At 63.2% G+C, this 15,417-nt stretch carries 14 protein-coding genes; 4 read left to right on the top strand and 10 right to left on the bottom strand.

Going from position 1 to position 15,417, the window contains the following annotated elements; genetic code table 11:
- Positions 1 to 105: 105 nt before the first annotated feature.
- Together TabM4_RS01890 and TabM4_RS01885 are read left to right on the top strand one after the other, a co-directional pair.
- Positions 106 to 822, top strand: a complete 717-nt coding sequence (locus tag TabM4_RS01890; RefSeq protein WP_434617621.1) for a cytochrome c biogenesis CcdA family protein — start codon at positions 106 to 108, stop codon at positions 820 to 822.
- Between the two features lie 23 nt (positions 823 to 845).
- Positions 846 to 1,268: a thioredoxin family protein gene (locus tag TabM4_RS01885; protein WP_434617618.1), complete on the top strand. Its 423-nt coding sequence runs from the start codon at positions 846 to 848 to the stop codon at positions 1,266 to 1,268.
- A gap of 135 nt (positions 1,269 to 1,403) precedes the next feature.
- Here the strand turns inward: TabM4_RS01885 and ccoP are convergent, their stop codons facing one another.
- Genes ccoP through ccoN form a run of 4 tightly spaced genes read right to left on the bottom strand, consistent with a single transcriptional unit; the run spans position 1,404 to position 4,849 of the window.
- On the bottom strand, positions 1,404 to 2,285 hold the full coding sequence (gene ccoP, locus TabM4_RS01880; RefSeq protein WP_434617615.1) for a cytochrome-c oxidase, cbb3-type subunit III: 882 nt from the start codon (positions 2,283 to 2,285) through the stop codon (positions 1,404 to 1,406).
- A 1-nt stretch (position 2,286) separates the two neighbouring features.
- Complete coding sequence (locus tag TabM4_RS01875; RefSeq protein ID WP_434617612.1) at positions 2,287 to 2,493, bottom strand: cbb3-type cytochrome c oxidase subunit 3; 207 nt, start codon at positions 2,491 to 2,493, stop codon at positions 2,287 to 2,289.
- A 12-nt stretch (positions 2,494 to 2,505) separates the two neighbouring features.
- Entirely contained in the window at positions 2,506 to 3,231 is a 726-nt protein-coding gene (ccoO, locus tag TabM4_RS01870; protein WP_434617609.1) for a cytochrome-c oxidase, cbb3-type subunit II, read from the bottom strand.
- A 13-nt stretch (positions 3,232 to 3,244) separates the two neighbouring features.
- Complete coding sequence (gene ccoN / locus TabM4_RS01865; protein ID WP_434617607.1) at positions 3,245 to 4,849, bottom strand: cytochrome-c oxidase, cbb3-type subunit I; 1,605 nt, start codon at positions 4,847 to 4,849, stop codon at positions 3,245 to 3,247.
- 207 nt (positions 4,850 to 5,056) lie between these two features.
- On the opposite strand from ccoN, the gene TabM4_RS01860 reads away from it, so the two are divergent.
- A complete protein-coding gene (locus TabM4_RS01860) occupies positions 5,057 to 5,905 on the top strand; it encodes a universal stress protein (RefSeq protein ID WP_434617604.1) in 849 nt (282 codons plus the stop codon).
- Positions 5,906 to 6,100: 195 nt separating this feature from the next.
- Here TabM4_RS01860 and fnrL read toward each other — a convergent pair whose 3' ends face one another.
- Positions 6,101 to 6,847, bottom strand: coding sequence for a transcriptional regulator FnrL (gene fnrL / locus TabM4_RS01855; RefSeq protein WP_434617601.1), 747 nt, complete (start codon positions 6,845 to 6,847; stop codon positions 6,101 to 6,103).
- A gap of 95 nt (positions 6,848 to 6,942) precedes the next feature.
- On the opposite strand from fnrL, the gene hemN reads away from it, so the two are divergent.
- Positions 6,943 to 8,298: an oxygen-independent coproporphyrinogen III oxidase gene (gene hemN / locus TabM4_RS01850; RefSeq protein ID WP_434617598.1), complete on the top strand. Its 1,356-nt coding sequence runs from the start codon at positions 6,943 to 6,945 to the stop codon at positions 8,296 to 8,298.
- Here the strand turns inward: hemN and TabM4_RS01845 are convergent.
- From TabM4_RS01845 to TabM4_RS01825, 5 genes are read right to left on the bottom strand one after another with little or no spacing between them, the layout of a single operon-like run.
- The gene (locus TabM4_RS01845; protein ID WP_434617595.1) at positions 8,295 to 9,518 is read right to left on the bottom strand and encodes a glycosyltransferase family 4 protein; all 1,224 of its coding nucleotides are present in this window, start codon (positions 9,516 to 9,518) and stop codon (positions 8,295 to 8,297) included. The two genes, hemN and TabM4_RS01845, sit on opposite strands and share 4 nt — an antisense overlap.
- Positions 9,515 to 11,110 carry an ABC transporter ATP-binding protein gene (locus TabM4_RS01840; protein WP_434617592.1) on the bottom strand — a complete coding sequence of 532 codons (1,596 nt, stop codon included), beginning with the start codon at positions 11,108 to 11,110 and terminating at the stop codon, positions 9,515 to 9,517. The genes TabM4_RS01845 and TabM4_RS01840 overlap by 4 nt, the downstream gene beginning before the upstream one ends.
- The gene (locus tag TabM4_RS01835) at positions 11,107 to 12,219 is read right to left on the bottom strand and encodes an ABC transporter permease (protein ID WP_434621880.1); all 1,113 of its coding nucleotides are present in this window, start codon (positions 12,217 to 12,219) and stop codon (positions 11,107 to 11,109) included. The genes TabM4_RS01840 and TabM4_RS01835 overlap by 4 nt, the downstream gene beginning before the upstream one ends.
- On the bottom strand, positions 12,219 to 13,367 hold the full coding sequence (locus TabM4_RS01830) for a microcin C ABC transporter permease YejB (protein WP_434617589.1): 1,149 nt from the start codon (positions 13,365 to 13,367) through the stop codon (positions 12,219 to 12,221). The genes TabM4_RS01835 and TabM4_RS01830 overlap by 1 nt, the downstream gene beginning before the upstream one ends.
- 19 nt (positions 13,368 to 13,386) lie before the next feature.
- Positions 13,387 to 15,303, bottom strand: a complete 1,917-nt coding sequence (locus TabM4_RS01825; protein WP_434617586.1) for an extracellular solute-binding protein — start codon at positions 15,301 to 15,303, stop codon at positions 13,387 to 13,389.
- Positions 15,304 to 15,417 lie beyond the last annotated feature (114 nt).

Below are 15,417 nucleotides of genomic sequence, written 5' to 3'. Positions count from 1 at the left end.
CGCCCCCTGATCACCATTCCGTCATCACAGGAAACGCCCCACCCCTCCCCGGCGTATGGACCGCTATCTACGGTCCGAGGGGCCAAGGAACAGCAAGGGGATACCATGATCGACCTGCTCTTCGCCTATGGCGCGGGCCTTCTGACGCTCATCAATCCCTGCATCCTGCCCATCCTGCCCATCGTGCTGTCCACCGCGCTCTCCGCCGACCGCCGCGCCCCCCTCCGGCTTGCCTTCGGAATGAGCCTCTCCTTCGTTACCCTCGGCCTCATCCTTTCGGCAGCAGGCCCCGCCCTTGGCCTCTCGCCCGAAACCGCGGCCCGCGCGGCGGCGCTCCTCATGGCGGGCTTCGGCCTCGTCATGCTGGTCCCTGCCTTCTCCGCCCGCTTCGCCACCGCAACCACGGCCTTTGCCGCGCGCGCCGACCGCGGCCTCGGGTCGGACTGGGCCACCTCCCCTTCCGGACAGATCGCGGGCGGCCTCCTCCTCGGCGCGGTCTGGAGCCCCTGCATAGGCCCCACCCTCGGCGCGGCCATCTCGCTCGCGGCGCAGCGAACCGATCTTCTCGGCGCGGGCCTCACGATGGTGGCCTTCGCCGCAGGCGTCTCAACTCTGATCCTCGCCCTCGCCTATGGCGCGAAATCGCGCCTGCAGGCCCGCAAGGCCCTGCTCCTGCGCCTTGCCCCCAAGGCCCGCCCCATCCTCGGCGCGACCTTCCTTGCCGTGGGCCTCTTCCTCTGGTCAGGCCTCAACCACCCGGTAGAGGCTTGGCTTCTCGACACCCTTCCCCCGTGGCTGACCGATCTCTCGGTCGCCCTCTGATCACCCTGCGAAAGGACACGCCCATGATCGACCGCCGCACCCTGCTCCTCGCCTCTGCCGCCACCCTCGCAGTGGCCCCCCTGCCCCTGCGGGCCGAGATGCCGAAACTCTTCTACACCCCCGGCATGGCCGAAAAGGACATGGCCGACGGCCGCGTCATCCTGCTCGACTTCTGGGCAAGCTGGTGCTCCACCTGCCGCGCACAGGTCCGCGTCATGGACGAACTCCGTGCCGAAAACCCCGCCTACGACCAGGCCATCCGCTTCATCACGGTGGATTGGGACGAACACGGCGATGGCGACCTGTCGCGGAAACTCCAGATCCCCCGCCGCTCCACCCTCGTGCTGCTGAAGGGCGAAACCGAACTGGGCCGCAGCGTCGCAGGCACCTCGCGCGAAGAGATCAAGGCGCTGCTCGACGCGGGCCTTGCCGCCGCCGGGGCCTGACCGGCCATGAGAAAAGGCGGGGCCTCTCGACCCCGCCTGTGAAGAAGGCACCGACACCTCCAGGAAACGCGCGAACAGGTAAGGTGCCGGTGCCCTTGCCGCGCGGGGCTCATCCCGCGCGGCAATGCCGTCAGGTCACTCGCCACCCCCACGGGAATGGACATAGGCCGCCACCGCCCGGATCTCGTCCTCGGTCAACCGCCCCGCCCAACCCGGCATCACGCCGAAACGGGCATAGATGACCGTCTCCTTGATCTTCTCGCGGCTGCCGCCATACAGCCAGATCGCATCGTTCAGCGCGGGCGCGCCCTGCGTCCGGTCGCCCTCGCCCGCCTCCATGTGGCAGGCGGCGCAGTTGTCGGCAAAGACCGTGGCCCCCTCTGCGGCGAGGGTCGCATCATGCTCCTGCCCCGAAATGGCCAGCACATGTTCCACCACCGCGTCGATCTGCGCCTCTTCCAGCAACCCGTCCACGCCGAATTTCGGCATTTCCGAATAGCGGGCATCGGGATCGGTCGTGTTGCGGATGCCGTGGGTGATCGTCAGGTGGATATCCTCGATCGTCCCGCCCCACAGCCAATCGTCATCCAGAAGGCTCGGATAGCCCTTGCCTTCCACCCCCGCCGCGCCCGACCCGTGGCACTGCGCGCAATAGGTGCGGAACACCGACGCCCCCGCCGGTTCGGCATAGGCCATCAGCGTCTGGTCCGCCGGGATGGACGCCAGCGGCGCGGCAATCAGTTGCGCCTTGATATCGGCATTCGCCGCATCGAACCGCTCGATCTCTGCCGCGACATCCGCGCGGGTCGAGGCGCCCAGAACCCCCGGCGTCGCCCCGTTGATCAGGGGCCATGCCGGATAGGCGATCATATAGCCCACCGCCCAAAGGATCGTCGCATAGAAGGTCCAGACCCACCAGCGCGGCATCGGGTTGTTGAATTCCTCGATGCCATCCCATTCATGGCCCGTCGTCTCCACCTGACCGGCGGGCTTCTTCGTCACTTGCTTGGCGCACATCTCACGCCTCCCTGTCGCTGCGGGCGGGGGCAGGCGCGCCCCCTCCGGCGGGTTTCAACTCGTTGCGGAAGATCGACTTCGCGGCATCCTCGTGGATGGGCCGGCTGCCGGGCCGCCAGGCCCAGATCACCACCCCCACGAAGACCAGCGTCAGCAGAAGCAGCATCCAGCTATCCGCGAACTCTCTCAGCAGGCTATAGGTCTCCATGATCCGCCCCCCTCACCGGCTCGCATCCGGCGTGAAGGTCGAAAAATCGACCATCGTCCCCAGCACCTGCAGATAGGCGATCAGTGCGTCCATCTCCGTCAGTTGCGGCTGCCCGTCGAAATTCGACACATTCGCCTTGGCATAGCGCTCCTGCAGACCCGCATAGTCGCTGTTCGGGTCCCCCTGCGCGACGAAGTCCGCCACCGCGTTCTCCATCATCGCATCGTCATAGGGCACGCCCACCAGACGATGCGTCGCCATGATCCCCTCGATATACCGACCGTCGATCTCGGCATTCATCAGGTAACCGTATTTCGGCATCACCGATTCCGGCACCACGCTCTGCGGGTCCGTCAGGTGGTCCACGTGCCACGCATCCGAATACCGCCCGCCAACCCGTGCCAGATCCGGCCCGGTCCGCTTCGACCCCCACTGGAACGGGTGGTCATACTGCGACTCGGCGGCAAGGCTGTAATGCCCATAGCGTTCGACCTCGTCCCGCATCGGGCGGATCATCTGGCTGTGGCACACATAGCAGCCTTCGCGGATATAGATATCCCGCCCCGCCAACTCCAGCGGCGTGTAGGGGCGCACCCCTTCCACATCCTCGATCGTGTTCTCCAGATAGAACAGCGGCACGATCTGCACGATCCCCCCGATGGTCACCACCAGAAAGGACAGGATCAGAAGCAGGGTCGCGTTCGTCTCGATCGCCTTGTGCTTGTCAAGAAAAGCCATCTCTCGCGCTCCCTTATTCCGCCGGAACGAAGTTGTTGGCATTGACGGGTGCCTTCGCCGGCTGCGCCCGCACCGTCATCCAAAGGTTGTAGGCCATGATGATCGCCCCGGTCAGGAACATCACCCCGCCCAGTCCGCGCACCACATACATCGGGAACTTCGCGGAAACGGTGTCGGCAAAGGCGTTCACAAGGAACCCGTTCGCATCCACCTCGCGCCACATCAGCCCTTCCATGATGCCGGTGACCCACATCGCAGACGCGTAAAGAACGATCCCGATCGTCGCCAGCCAGAAGTGCCACGACACCAGCTTCAGGCTGTACAGCCCGTCCCGGTTCCACAGGCGCGGCGTCAGGAAATACAGCGCCCCGAAGGTGATCATCCCGTTCCAGCCCAGCGCGCCCGAATGCACGTGCCCGATGGTCCAGTCCGTATAGTGCGACAGGCTGTTCACGGCCTTGATGGACATCATCGGTCCCTCGAAGGTCGACATCCCGTAAAAGCCCACCGAAACCACCATCATCCGGATGATCGGGTCGGTGCGCAGCTTGTCCCATGCCCCCGACAGGGTCATCAGACCGTTGATCATGCCACCCCACGAAGGCATCCACAGCATGACCGAGAAGGTCATCCCCAAGGTCGATGCCCAATCCGGCAGCGCGGTGTAATGCAGGTGGTGCGGGCCGGCCCAGATATACAGGAAGATCAGCGCCCAGAAGTGGATGATCGACAGCTTATAGCTGAAGACGGGCCGTTCCGCCTGCTTCGGCACGAAGTAATACATCATCCCGAGGAAGCCCGCGGTCAGGAAGAAGCCCACCGCGTTGTGGCCATACCACCATTGGATCATCGCATCCTGCACGCCCGCCGTGACCTGCACGGATTGCGAGGAGAAGATGGAAACCGGGATGGCAAGGTTGTTGCCCACATGCAGCATCGCGATGGTCACGATGAACGACAGCAGGAACCAGTTCGCCACATAGATATGCGGCTCCTTCCGGTTGATCAGCGTGCCAAGGAACACCGCGAGGAAAGACAGCCAGACGACCACGATCCACCAGTCGATGTACCAGACCGTTTCGGCATATTCCTTCGACTGCGTGCCGCCCAGAATATAGCTCGTCGCCGCCAGCACGATCATCAATTGCCAGCCCCAGAAGACGAACCACGCCAGATTGCCGCCCCACAGCCGCGCCGCGCTGGTGCGCTGCACGATGTAGAAGGACGACATGATCAGCGCGTTGCCGCCAAAGGCGAAGATGACCGCGCTCGTATGCAGCGGGCGCAACCGGCCAAAGTTCAAGATCCCCTGCGACCACTCGAAATTGAGCGACGGGAAAGCAAGCTGGAAGGCGATCCACACACCTACGAGGAAACCGACGACACCCCAGAAGGTCGTCGCGATCACCCCGGCGCGCACCACGCCATCCATGTATTCATTGCGGCTCACGCGCTTCGGCTCGCCCATCGTCCGAAGCACCCAGATGAACGTCATCGCCGCGGCCAGCATGACCACAAGCGCATTCACCTGATAGGCCAGATCATGCGCGTAATTGGTGGCGATTGCCGCCAGAACGGCAATCAACCCCAATACGACAAGTTTAAGATAATCCCACATTTCGTGTCCCTTCGTCTCTTGGCCCGGTCAGGACCGGACGAATCCGGGCAGGCGGGGCACTTTGCGACTGGTCCGCTTTTGCAGGTGCGGGCCAGCCGGTGCCTTGATCCATGTCAACACTCCGTGAGCTTCGCCTTGACCTCAATCAAAGAAATGTCCCGCGCATCGGATTAAGTCTCATCCATCATCTGGAAGGAGGGCTTTCCCATGGCCTACAAGACGCTGTTGACCATCGCGACCAGTGCCGAGCGTTGTGATCTTGCCATTACCGGGGCGGCAGCCATTGCCACCGCCCATGACGCGCATCTCGACATCCTCGCCTTGGGCGTGGACCGCACGCAGGTCGGCTATTCCTATGTGGGATCGGGCGCCGTCATCCTTCAGGCAGCCCTCGAACGCTCCGAGCAGGAGGCGAAAGAGATCGAGGCCGCCGCCCGCAAGGCCGTGGGCGAACAGGACCCGACCCTCCGCTGGACGGTCGAGGCCGCCGTGAGCCAGCTCGGCGCGCTCACCGACCTCGTGGCGCAACGGGCGCGCTTCGCCGATCTCGTCATCCTGCCCCGGCCCTATGGCCCCTCGCAGGGGGCCGAGGCCGAGGCGGTGATCGAGGCCGCGCTCTTCGAAGGTCATGCCCCCGTCCTCGTCCTGCCCGACAGCGGCGCGGGCCGCGCGCCCAATCCGCGCCGCGTCGCCATCGCCTGGAACCAGTCGGCCGAGGCGATGTCGGCCGTCCGTCAGGCCCTGCCCATCCTCAAGGCCGCGGATATGGTCAGCATCGTGGTGATCGACCCGCCGCAGCACGGCCCCGAACGCTCCGATCCGGGCGGCATGCTGTGCCAGATGCTTGTGCGCCACGGCGTGAAGGCCGAGGTGACGGTCCTCGCCCGCACCCTGCCCCGCATCTCCGACGTTCTGGCCCGCCATGTCCGCGACATGAACGCCGACCTTCTTGTGATGGGGGCCTACGGCCATTCCCGCTTCCGCGAAGCGATCCTTGGCGGTGCCACCCGCAACATGCTCGAAAAGGCCGAGGTGCCGGTCCTCATGGCGCATTGATCCGAGCGCATTGATCTGGGCGCATTGATCCGCGCGCGGGCGCCCCTGTGCGCCCACGCACCGTTAACCATAATCCGGCAGGCCAACCTGCCGGATTTTGTATGCACACTTTGCGGTACACTTTACGGCACAGGTTCCGGCACAGCCACGAAGGACTGTCCCCGGAACATTTTCCCGGAATTTCAGAAAGTTAATTCAGACCAGATACCCGCCGTCGCTGTCATCCCCCGTCTCTTCGATCAACCGATCGAAGTCCCGCACGATGACATGGCGCTTGCCTTCCAACTCGATCACCCCGTCGCGCTTCAGCGCGCTCACCTGACGGCTGACCGTCTCCAGCGTCAGGCCCAGATAATCCGCCATCTCCTCCCGCGTCAGCGGCAAGTCGAACACGATGGACCCCTTGGCCGATTTAAGCTTCAGATGCGCATCCCGCCGCGCGATGATTGCCAGCAGTGACGCGATCTTCTCCCGCGCCGTCTTGCGCCCCAAAAGCAGCATCCACTCCCGCGCCGCGTCCAGTTCGTCCAGCGTCATCTCCAGCAGGCGCTGCGCGATATGCGGCGTGGACTGCATCAGTTCCTCGAAAGGTTTCTTTCGGAAACAACACATTACAAGGTCTGTCGTCGCGGTCACGTCATAGGCCGCCGTCGCCCGCCCCGGCCTTCCGACGAAATCCGAAGGCAACAACAGGCCCACCATCTGCCGCCGCCCGTCCTCCATCGTCTGGGTCAGCGTGGCGATTCCCGTCACGACCGAGGCGACGAAATCCATCCGGTCCCCTGACCAGATCACCGTCTGGCCGGCCTGAAAACTGCGGTAATACTTGATCTGTTCCAGCTTGGTCAGCTCATCCGCCTCGCAGCGGGCGCAGACCGCGCGATGCCGGATCGGACAATCCCCGCACTCATGAGACACCGTCTGCAGGTCATGATGAGCCATGGCCAGCTCCTTCGTCTCTCGGCCAGGCACCCATCCCAATAATCGGTTTGATCTGCATCAAGGCCAAATTCCTTACGTCTCATAATGGTATTCGAATGAACCATGAATCGCAACTGATGCGCCTCGGTCTTTTTGACGCGCGGGTGCCCCGCTACACCAGCTATCCCACCGCCCCCCATTTCGGCGGCGGCGTTGGGCCAGAGCAGTTTACCCAGTGGATTCAGGCGGTTCCCGCCGGGGCCTCGATCTCGCTCTACCTGCATGTGCCCTTCTGCCGCAGGCTTTGCTGGTTCTGCGCCTGCCGCACGCAGGGCACCTCCTCGGACGAACCCGTCCGCGCCTATGCCCAGACGCTCAAATCCGAGATCGCGCTTCTCAAGCGCAACCTCGCCCCCGGCATCACCCTTTCGCGCCTGCACTGGGGCGGCGGCACGCCCACCCTCCTGCCCGCCGACATGATGCGCGACCTTGCCGAAACGATCTTCGATGCGGTCCCGATGGGCCACGGCGCCGAATTCTCCGTCGAGATCGACCCGAACGAGATCGACGAAGCCCGCCTCGACGCCCTCGCCGCCGCTGGCATGAACCGCGCCTCCATTGGGGTGCAGGACTTCGATCCGGAAATCCAGAAGACCATAGGCCGGGAACAAAGTTACGAACTGACCAAACGCGTCGCCGACATGATCCGCGCCCGCGGCGTAGCCAGCCTGAACGCCGATATCCTGTACGGCTTGCCGCACCAGACCCGAGCAAGGATCGCGGATTCCGTCCAGAAACTCCTGACACTCTCGCCCGACCGCGTCGCTCTCTACGGCTATGCCCATGTCCCGTGGATGAGCCGCCGCCAGCAGATGATCCCTTCGGACGCCATGCCCACCCCCGAGGAACGCCTGCGCCTGTTCGAAACCGCGCGTCAGCTTTTCACATGGGACGGTTATCAGGAAATCGGCATCGACCATTTCGCCCGCCCCACCGACGGTATGGCCATCGCCGCCCGCAACGGCACCCTGCGCCGCAATTTCCAGGGTTACACCGACGACACCGCCCCGGTCCTCATCGGCCTTGGCGCATCCTCCATCAGCCGTTTCCCGCAAGGCTACGCCCAGAACGTCTCGGGCACCTCCGACCACACCAAGGCCATCCGCGCAGGGCTGTTCTCAACCCATCGCGGCCATGTCTTCGCGGGCGAAGACCTCCTGCGCGCAAGGATCATCGAGGCACTGATGTGCGACTTCCGCGTCGACCGGGCCGAGTTGAAGAGGGACTTCGGCGTTTCCGATCAACGCCTTGACGAATTGTTCCGCGCCGCCGCCACCGCTTTCGACGGTTGGGTCGAAATCGACGGCGCAGGCCTCGCCATCCCGCCCAAGGCCCGCCCCCTGACCCGTATGATCGCCCGCGCCTTCGACGCCTACGACCAGTCCAAGGCCCAGCACTCCGCCGCGATCTAGGGGACGAAACGCTCTACCATCCGCACCATCTGCGGCAGGCAGATGGTCCGCAGATCGTATCTCTCCAGAACCGTCTGCCTCGCGGCCTTGCGCAACGGAACGAACCGCTCCGGCTCAGCCAAGGCCTCGGTCAAGGTCCGGGACCACCCCGCAATATCGAAGAAATCGATCAGCAACCCGTTCTCGCCGTGCCGGATCACCTCGCGCACCGGTGCGGTATCCGACCCGATGACCAAGGCCCCCGCCGCCATCGACTCCAGCATCGACCAGCTCAGCACGAAGGGATAGGTCAGATAGGCATGCGCCCGGCTCACCTGCATCAGCGACACGAAGGTCGGATAGGGCACCTTGCCAAGGAAATGCACCCGCGACAGGTCCAGCCGATCCTTCACCTCGTCCAGATGGATGTCCTTCCACCGCCGCCCGTCCTTGGGTGCCGGGCCATAGCTGACCTCATCGCCGCCCACGATCACGACCTGCGCCGCGGGCCGCGCCGCAAGAACATCGGGCAAAGCCCGCATGAACGTATGATATCCGCGATAGGGCTCCAGATTCCGGTTCACGAAGGTCAGAACCTCATCCCCCGCGCGCAGCACGCGCCCATCAGGCAACGTCACCTGTGCCGCAGGATCTGGCCGCATGGCATCGGTATCGACCCCGTCGAAGATCACCTCGATCATCTGCCGCAGCGCGGGCGGATAGGTGGAGGCCTGCCAATCCGTCGGCGACACACCGGCATCGGCATGCAGGAGAGCCTGCCCAAGATGCGCCGCGCGGCCCTGCGCGATCATCACCTGATCGAAACCCGCCGCACCCGCCTCGGGGTCGAACCCCACATCCGCACCGCGCCCGCGATAGTAGAACTCGGCATAGACGATCAGCTTCGCCTCGGGCCAGACCTCCTTCAGGAACAGCGTCTCGCCCCAACCGGAATGTCCGAAGATCACGTCGGGCACATAGCCCGTATCCTTGCGCAACTGCAGGCAGGCGCGGGCCACGGTCACGCCCCGGTCGCTTTGCTGCGTATAGTTCCGGCCAAGGCGGCAGGCCCCCGGATCGACCGCAGGCGCATCGTGCTTGTATCGCAGGGTCCGGATGCCCGTCTCTCGCTTGTTCCTGATATCGGTCAGGGCCAGCACCTCATGCCCGCGCCGGGCCAGTTCGGGGGCCAGATGCAGGAATTGTCCGGGAAAATTCTGGTGGACCAGAAGAACCTTCAATGCCCTTGCCCCCCGAAGGCCGCAGCCATCAGGGCTCGAGTGTATTCGCTTTTCGGGGCACCAAACACCTCTTCAGACGCGCCCGCCTCGACCACATCACCAGATTTCATCACCATCACCCTGTGCGACAACGCCTTCACCACGCGCAGGTCGTGGCTGATGAAGATGTAGGCCAAACCCCACTTGCGTTGCAATGATCGCAGCAGATCGACGATCTGGACCTGCACCGTCATGTCCAGCGCGCTGGTCGGCTCATCCAGCACCACGAGCTTCGGCCGCAGGATCATCGCCCTTGCAATCGCGATCCGCTGTCGCTGCCCGCCCGAGAATTCGTGCGGGTAACGCCCCATCCATGCCGGATCGAGGCCCACCTCGGCCATGATCTCGGCCACCATCTCGCGGCGGTCGCGGCCCGGTTCCACCCCATGCACGCCAAGACCTTCCGCGATGATCTGCTCTGCGGTCATGCGCGGCGACAGGCTCCCGAACGGGTCCTGAAACACCACCTGCATGTCGCGGCGCAGCGCCCGCAGGCTTGCGCCCTGAATATCCTTCAACTCGCGCCCCATGAAAACGACACGGCCCTCGGACGGAGTCAGGCGCAGCACAGCCAGTGCCAGCGTCGTCTTGCCCGATCCGCTTTCGCCCACGATTCCCAGCGTTTCGCCCGCGCGCACGGAAAGGGTGGCATCGTTGACCGCCTTCACATGCCCGACCGTCCGCCGCAGCAGCCCGCGCTGGATGGGGAACCAGACACGCAGATTCTCCGTCCGCGCCACTTCGGGTGCATCCGTGGCGATGGGGTCCGGCACCCCTTTCGGCTCGGCCGCCAACAGCTTCTGCGTATAGGGATGCTGCGGATTGGCGAATATTTCGGCCGCCGGCCCCTGCTCTACAATCTCGCCACCCTGCATGACACAGACACGATCCGCGATCCGGCGAACGATGCCAAGATCATGGGTGATGAAGAGCAGGCTGAGACCTTCTTTCGCCTTCAACTCGGCAAGAAGATCAAGGATCTGCGCTTGGATCGTCACGTCCAGCGCCGTTGTCGGCTCATCCGCGATCAGAAGTTCCGGCCCGTTGGCAAGCGCCATCGCGATCATCACGCGCTGCCTCTGCCCACCCGAAAGCTGATGCGGATAGGCACCAAGGCGGCTTTCGGCATCCGCGATCCCAACCTTGCCCAGCAATTCGACGATCCGCGCCCGCGCCGCATCGCCCGAAAGTCCCTGATGCAAGGCAAGGCTTTCACCCAACTGCCGTTCGATCGTGTGCAGCGGGTTCAGGCTCGTCATCGGCTCTTGGAAGATGAAGCTGATGTCGTTTCCGCGCACCCGCCGCAATTCGGCCTCGGACGCCCCTACCATCTCGCGCCCGAGATAGCGTACCGAACCCGCGACGGCAGCACTATCGGGCAAGAGGGATACGGTCGACAGCGCAGTCACCGACTTGCCCGAACCGCTTTCCCCCACCAGAGCAACTGTCTCGCCTTTGCCCACGGCAAAGGTCACGCCCTTCACCGCCTCGATCACCCGGCCATCCTGACGGAACCGGACGTGCAGGTTGTCGACCTCCAGCACAGCGGTCATCGGAAGGTCTTTCTGGGGTCGAAGGCATCGCGCACGCCTTCAAAGATGAAGACAAGAAGGCTGAGCATGATGGCAAAGGTGAAGAAGGCGGTGAAGCCAAGCCATGGCGCCTGCAGGTTCTGTTTGGCCTGCTGGGTAAGTTCGCCAAGCGACGGCGCGCTTTCAGGCAGGCCAAAGCCGAGGAAGTCCAGCGTGGCAAGGCTGCCGATGGTGCCGGTGATGATGAAGGGCAGCATGGTCAGCGTCGCCACCATCGCATTGGGCAGGACATGGCGGAACATGATGACCGGGTCCGAAACGCCAAGTGCCTTTGCCGCGCGCACATATTCAAAGTTGCGCGCCCGCAGGAATTCGGCCCTGACGACCCCCACCAGCGCTGTCCAGCCGAACAGCACCATAAGGCCCACCAGCAGCCAGAAATCCATTGTGAAGATCGCCGCCACGATGATGATGATGTAAAGGCTGGGCGTCGCCCCCCAGATCTCGATCACGCGCTGGAAGATCAGGTCGGTCAACCCGCCGAAATAGCCCTGCACCGCCCCTGCCGCGATGCCCACGACGGATGTGATCAGCGTCACGATCAGCGCGAAACTCACCGACAGCCGGAAGCCATAGATCACCCGCGCCAGCACGTCCCGCGCCGTGTCGTCGGTGCCAAGCCAGTGGTTGGCGTCCGGGGCCGAAGGGGCGGGACCGTCCAGATCGTTGATCGTGTTGTAGCTGTAGGGGATCAGCGGCCAGAGGATCCAGCCCTCGACGAATTCCGGGTCCGCCGCCGCGCGCGTGCCCGCCTCGACCTGCGCGATCACCCCTTCCGGATCGTCCCAACAATCAAGACTGCCGCCGGATTTGATCAGGCATTGCACCTCGACATCGGTGTATTTCGCCTCGGTGCGGAAGTCTCCGCCGAAGGCGGTTTCGGGATAGAAGGTCATGAAAGGCGTGTGCAACTCGCCCCGATAGCTCACCAGAAGGGGGCGGTCATTCGCGATCACTTCGGCAAAGAGGGTGATCCCGTACAACACCAGAAACACCCACAGCGCCCAATAGGCCCGGCGGTTTGCCTTGAAGTTGCGCCAGCGGCGCTGGTTCAGCGGGGACAGCGCCATCATGTCCTCCGCGTGCCGAAGTCGATCCGCGGATCGATCCAGACATACATCAGGTCAGAGATGATCCCCATGATCAGGCCGATCAGGCCAAAGAAGAACAGCGTGCCGAAGATCACGGGATAATCCCGCTCCACCGCCGCTCGAAAGCCCAACTGCCCCAGCCCATCAAGCGAGAATATTGTTTCGATGATCAGGCTGCCGCCGAAAAAAACGCCCACGAACAGCGCCGGGAAACCCGCGATCACGATCAGCATCGCATTACGGAACACATGCCCATAAAGGACCCGCGCCTCGGTCAACCCCTTGGCGCGGGCCGTCATGACATACTGCTTCTTGATTTCGTCAAGGAAGCTGTTCTTCGTCAGAAGGGTCAGCGTGGCAAAGCTGGAAATCGTGGAAGCGATGACCGGCAAGGCGATATGCCAAAGATAATCACCCGCCTTGCCCAGCAGCGAAAGCTCTTCCCAATTGTCCGATGTCAGGCCCCGCAGCGGGAAGATCTTCCAGTAGGATCCCCCTGCGAACAGCACCAGCAGAAGGATGGCGAACAGGAAGCCGGGGATAGCATATCCCACGATTATGGCGCCGCTGGTCCATGTGTCGAAGGGCGTGCCGTCGCGCACGGCCTTGCGGATGCCCAGCGGGATGGAGATCAAATAGGCAATCAGCGTGGACCACAGGCCCAGCGTGATGGAAACGGGCATCTTCTCGATCACCAGATCGACCACCTCGATGGACCGGAAGTAACTCTCGCCGAAATCGAAGCGGATGTAATTCCACATCATGATGAAGAAGCGTTCCGTGGCGGGGATCATCTCCTTCTGGCACTCCGGCGCGGTGACCGACGGCTCACCCACATAACCCTCTTCGCAGACGATGCGGGCGAAACCGAACTGCACCTCAAGTTGCGCAAGGAATTCCGGCGGCAGCCCCCGCGCGCCGATATAGCCGTCCTGACCCTGCATCTCGGCCCCGGCATCGCCACCGCCCGACACGACCTCCATCGCATCACCATCGCCCTCCAGGCGGGCCGCCACCTGTTCGATGGGGCCGCCCGGCACGAATTGCGTCAGTGCGAAGTTGATGACCATGATCCCGACCAGCGTCGGGATGATCAGCAGAAGCCGCCTCAGGATATAGGCACCCATTCGGAGCTTGGCCTTCCGGTTATCTGATGGCGCCAGCAGCGCGCAGGGCTTCGGCCTTTTCGGCGTTGAACCACCAGAAATCAAGCTCGCCCAAGGCGTAGGGCGGCAGATTAGCGGGGCGGTCGTACATGTCGATATAGGCGACCCAATGCGTGGCCTTGTACCATTGCGGCACCCAGAAACGTTCCGCCCTCAGCACGCGATCAAGCGCCTTGGTCGCCACTGTCAATTCGTCCATCGACTGCGCAGCCATGACCACCTCAATCATTCTGTCCACGGCAGTGGATTTCAGACCCATCTGGTTGAAAGAGGAAACATCGGCGGTCTCCGACCCGAAGAACTGCTTCAACTCAGAGCCGGAAATATAGCCCGAGCGGGCATTGCCCACGACGATGTCGAAGTCATAGGACGGCGGGCGGGTGCGGCTTTCCATCTGGGCATTGTCGATGCCGGTCAGGACGGCATCTACTCCAAGGGCCTTGAGGTTTTCGACGTAGGGAATGATTACGCGATCAAAGGATGGCGAGTCGTTCAAGAATTCCACCCGCAGCACTTCGCCCGCAGCGTTGCGGCGCAGGCCATCATCGCCCACAGCCCACCCGGCCGCATCCAACAGGGCCGACGCGGCGCGCAGATTTGCGCGGTCAAGCTGACGCTCGCCGCTGGTGGGGGCAGGAACCGGCTGATCGGTCAGCATGGAGGCGGCAAGCAACCCCTCATCCACAAGGGGTTGCAAAAGCGCCACCTCTTCCGGCGAAGGCGGTCCTTCGGGTTCCAGCCAAGAGTTTTCCCAGACGGAATCGATCCGGTCATAAAGCCCGTAGAACAGCGTGGCATTCGACCATTCGTAGTTGAACATCAGGCCCAACGCCTCACGCACACGAGGGTCCTGAAACTTTTCGCGCCGCAGGTTGAACAGGAAAGCCTGCCCGCTTGCCTTTGCGCCAGAGGGCACCTCTTCCTTCTTCACCCAACCATTGGTGAGAGCGGGGAAGTCATAGCGCGTCGCCCATGTGATGGAGGACGCCTCGGTCCGGAAGGTGTAGTCCCCGCCTTTGAAGCCTTCGAAAGCGGCATCGTAATCAGCGTAATACTCGATGCGAATGCTGTCGAAATTGCCGCGCCCTCGATTTATCGGCAGATCGTCGCCCCAGTAATCTGGGTTGCGTTTCCAAGTGATCGACTTGCCGACCTCCATCCTGTCGAGCATGTACTCGCCAGTGCCGAGGAAGGGGGTCAGTGTCGATTTTTCCAGATCAAGCCCATTCGCCTCGTAATGCGCCTTGGACAGGATGGGCAGGCCACCCACTTCGGAAGGCAGGTCGCGGGTCGGTATGCCGGTCTTGAAGGTGAACTTGATCTGATGCGGGCCAAGCACCTCGGCCTTTTCCACCTGTTCGGCCAGCACGGTGCGGAAATCCGTCAGGCCCTTGGCAAGGAAGGTCTGATAGGAAAACAGCACGTCATCCGCCGTCATCGGCGTGCCGTCGGAGAAGGTCACTTCGGGGCGAAGGTTGAAGATCACCCATGACCGGTCGGCAGGGAATTCCATCGTTTCACACAACAGGCAGTAAGACGTGCCGATCTCATCCGCAGTGCTGGTCAGGATGGATTCGTAAGGCGCGCTGGAAAGAGCCGCAGCGCGGCCCTGCAAGGAATAAGGGTTCAGGCTGTCGAAGCCGCCAAAGGCCCATTGCGATATCTCGCCTCCCTTGGGCGCATCGGGATTGACATAGTCGAGTTGCGCAAAATCCGCCGGATACTTAGGGGGATCGCCGAAGGTGGTGATCGCGTGGGCAACGGTCACTTCCTGCGCCCGTGCAGCCACGGCCCAGCCTGCCAATGCCAGCACGGCAAAGCCCGCAGCAGCCCACCGCATGACATGCCCTGACCGTTGCACTGCGACACCGGACTGCGCGCCCTTGCGTCCTGCCATCCCGATACTCCCCTGACTGTCGCGGCTGCCTGCCCGCTTGTTTTCTGCAAGCTAGAGCGCACCCACGCCCGTCACAAGTTGCGTTTGCGTGAAACACGCACAATCGGCGCCGTT

The sequence above is a fragment of the Tabrizicola sp. M-4 genome, from assembly GCF_051132405.1.
Taxonomy (GTDB): Bacteria; Pseudomonadota; Alphaproteobacteria; order Rhodobacterales; family Rhodobacteraceae; genus Paragemmobacter.
The sequence above is the reverse complement of the archived record's forward strand: the minus strand, read 5'-3'. Positions and strand labels throughout refer to the sequence as shown.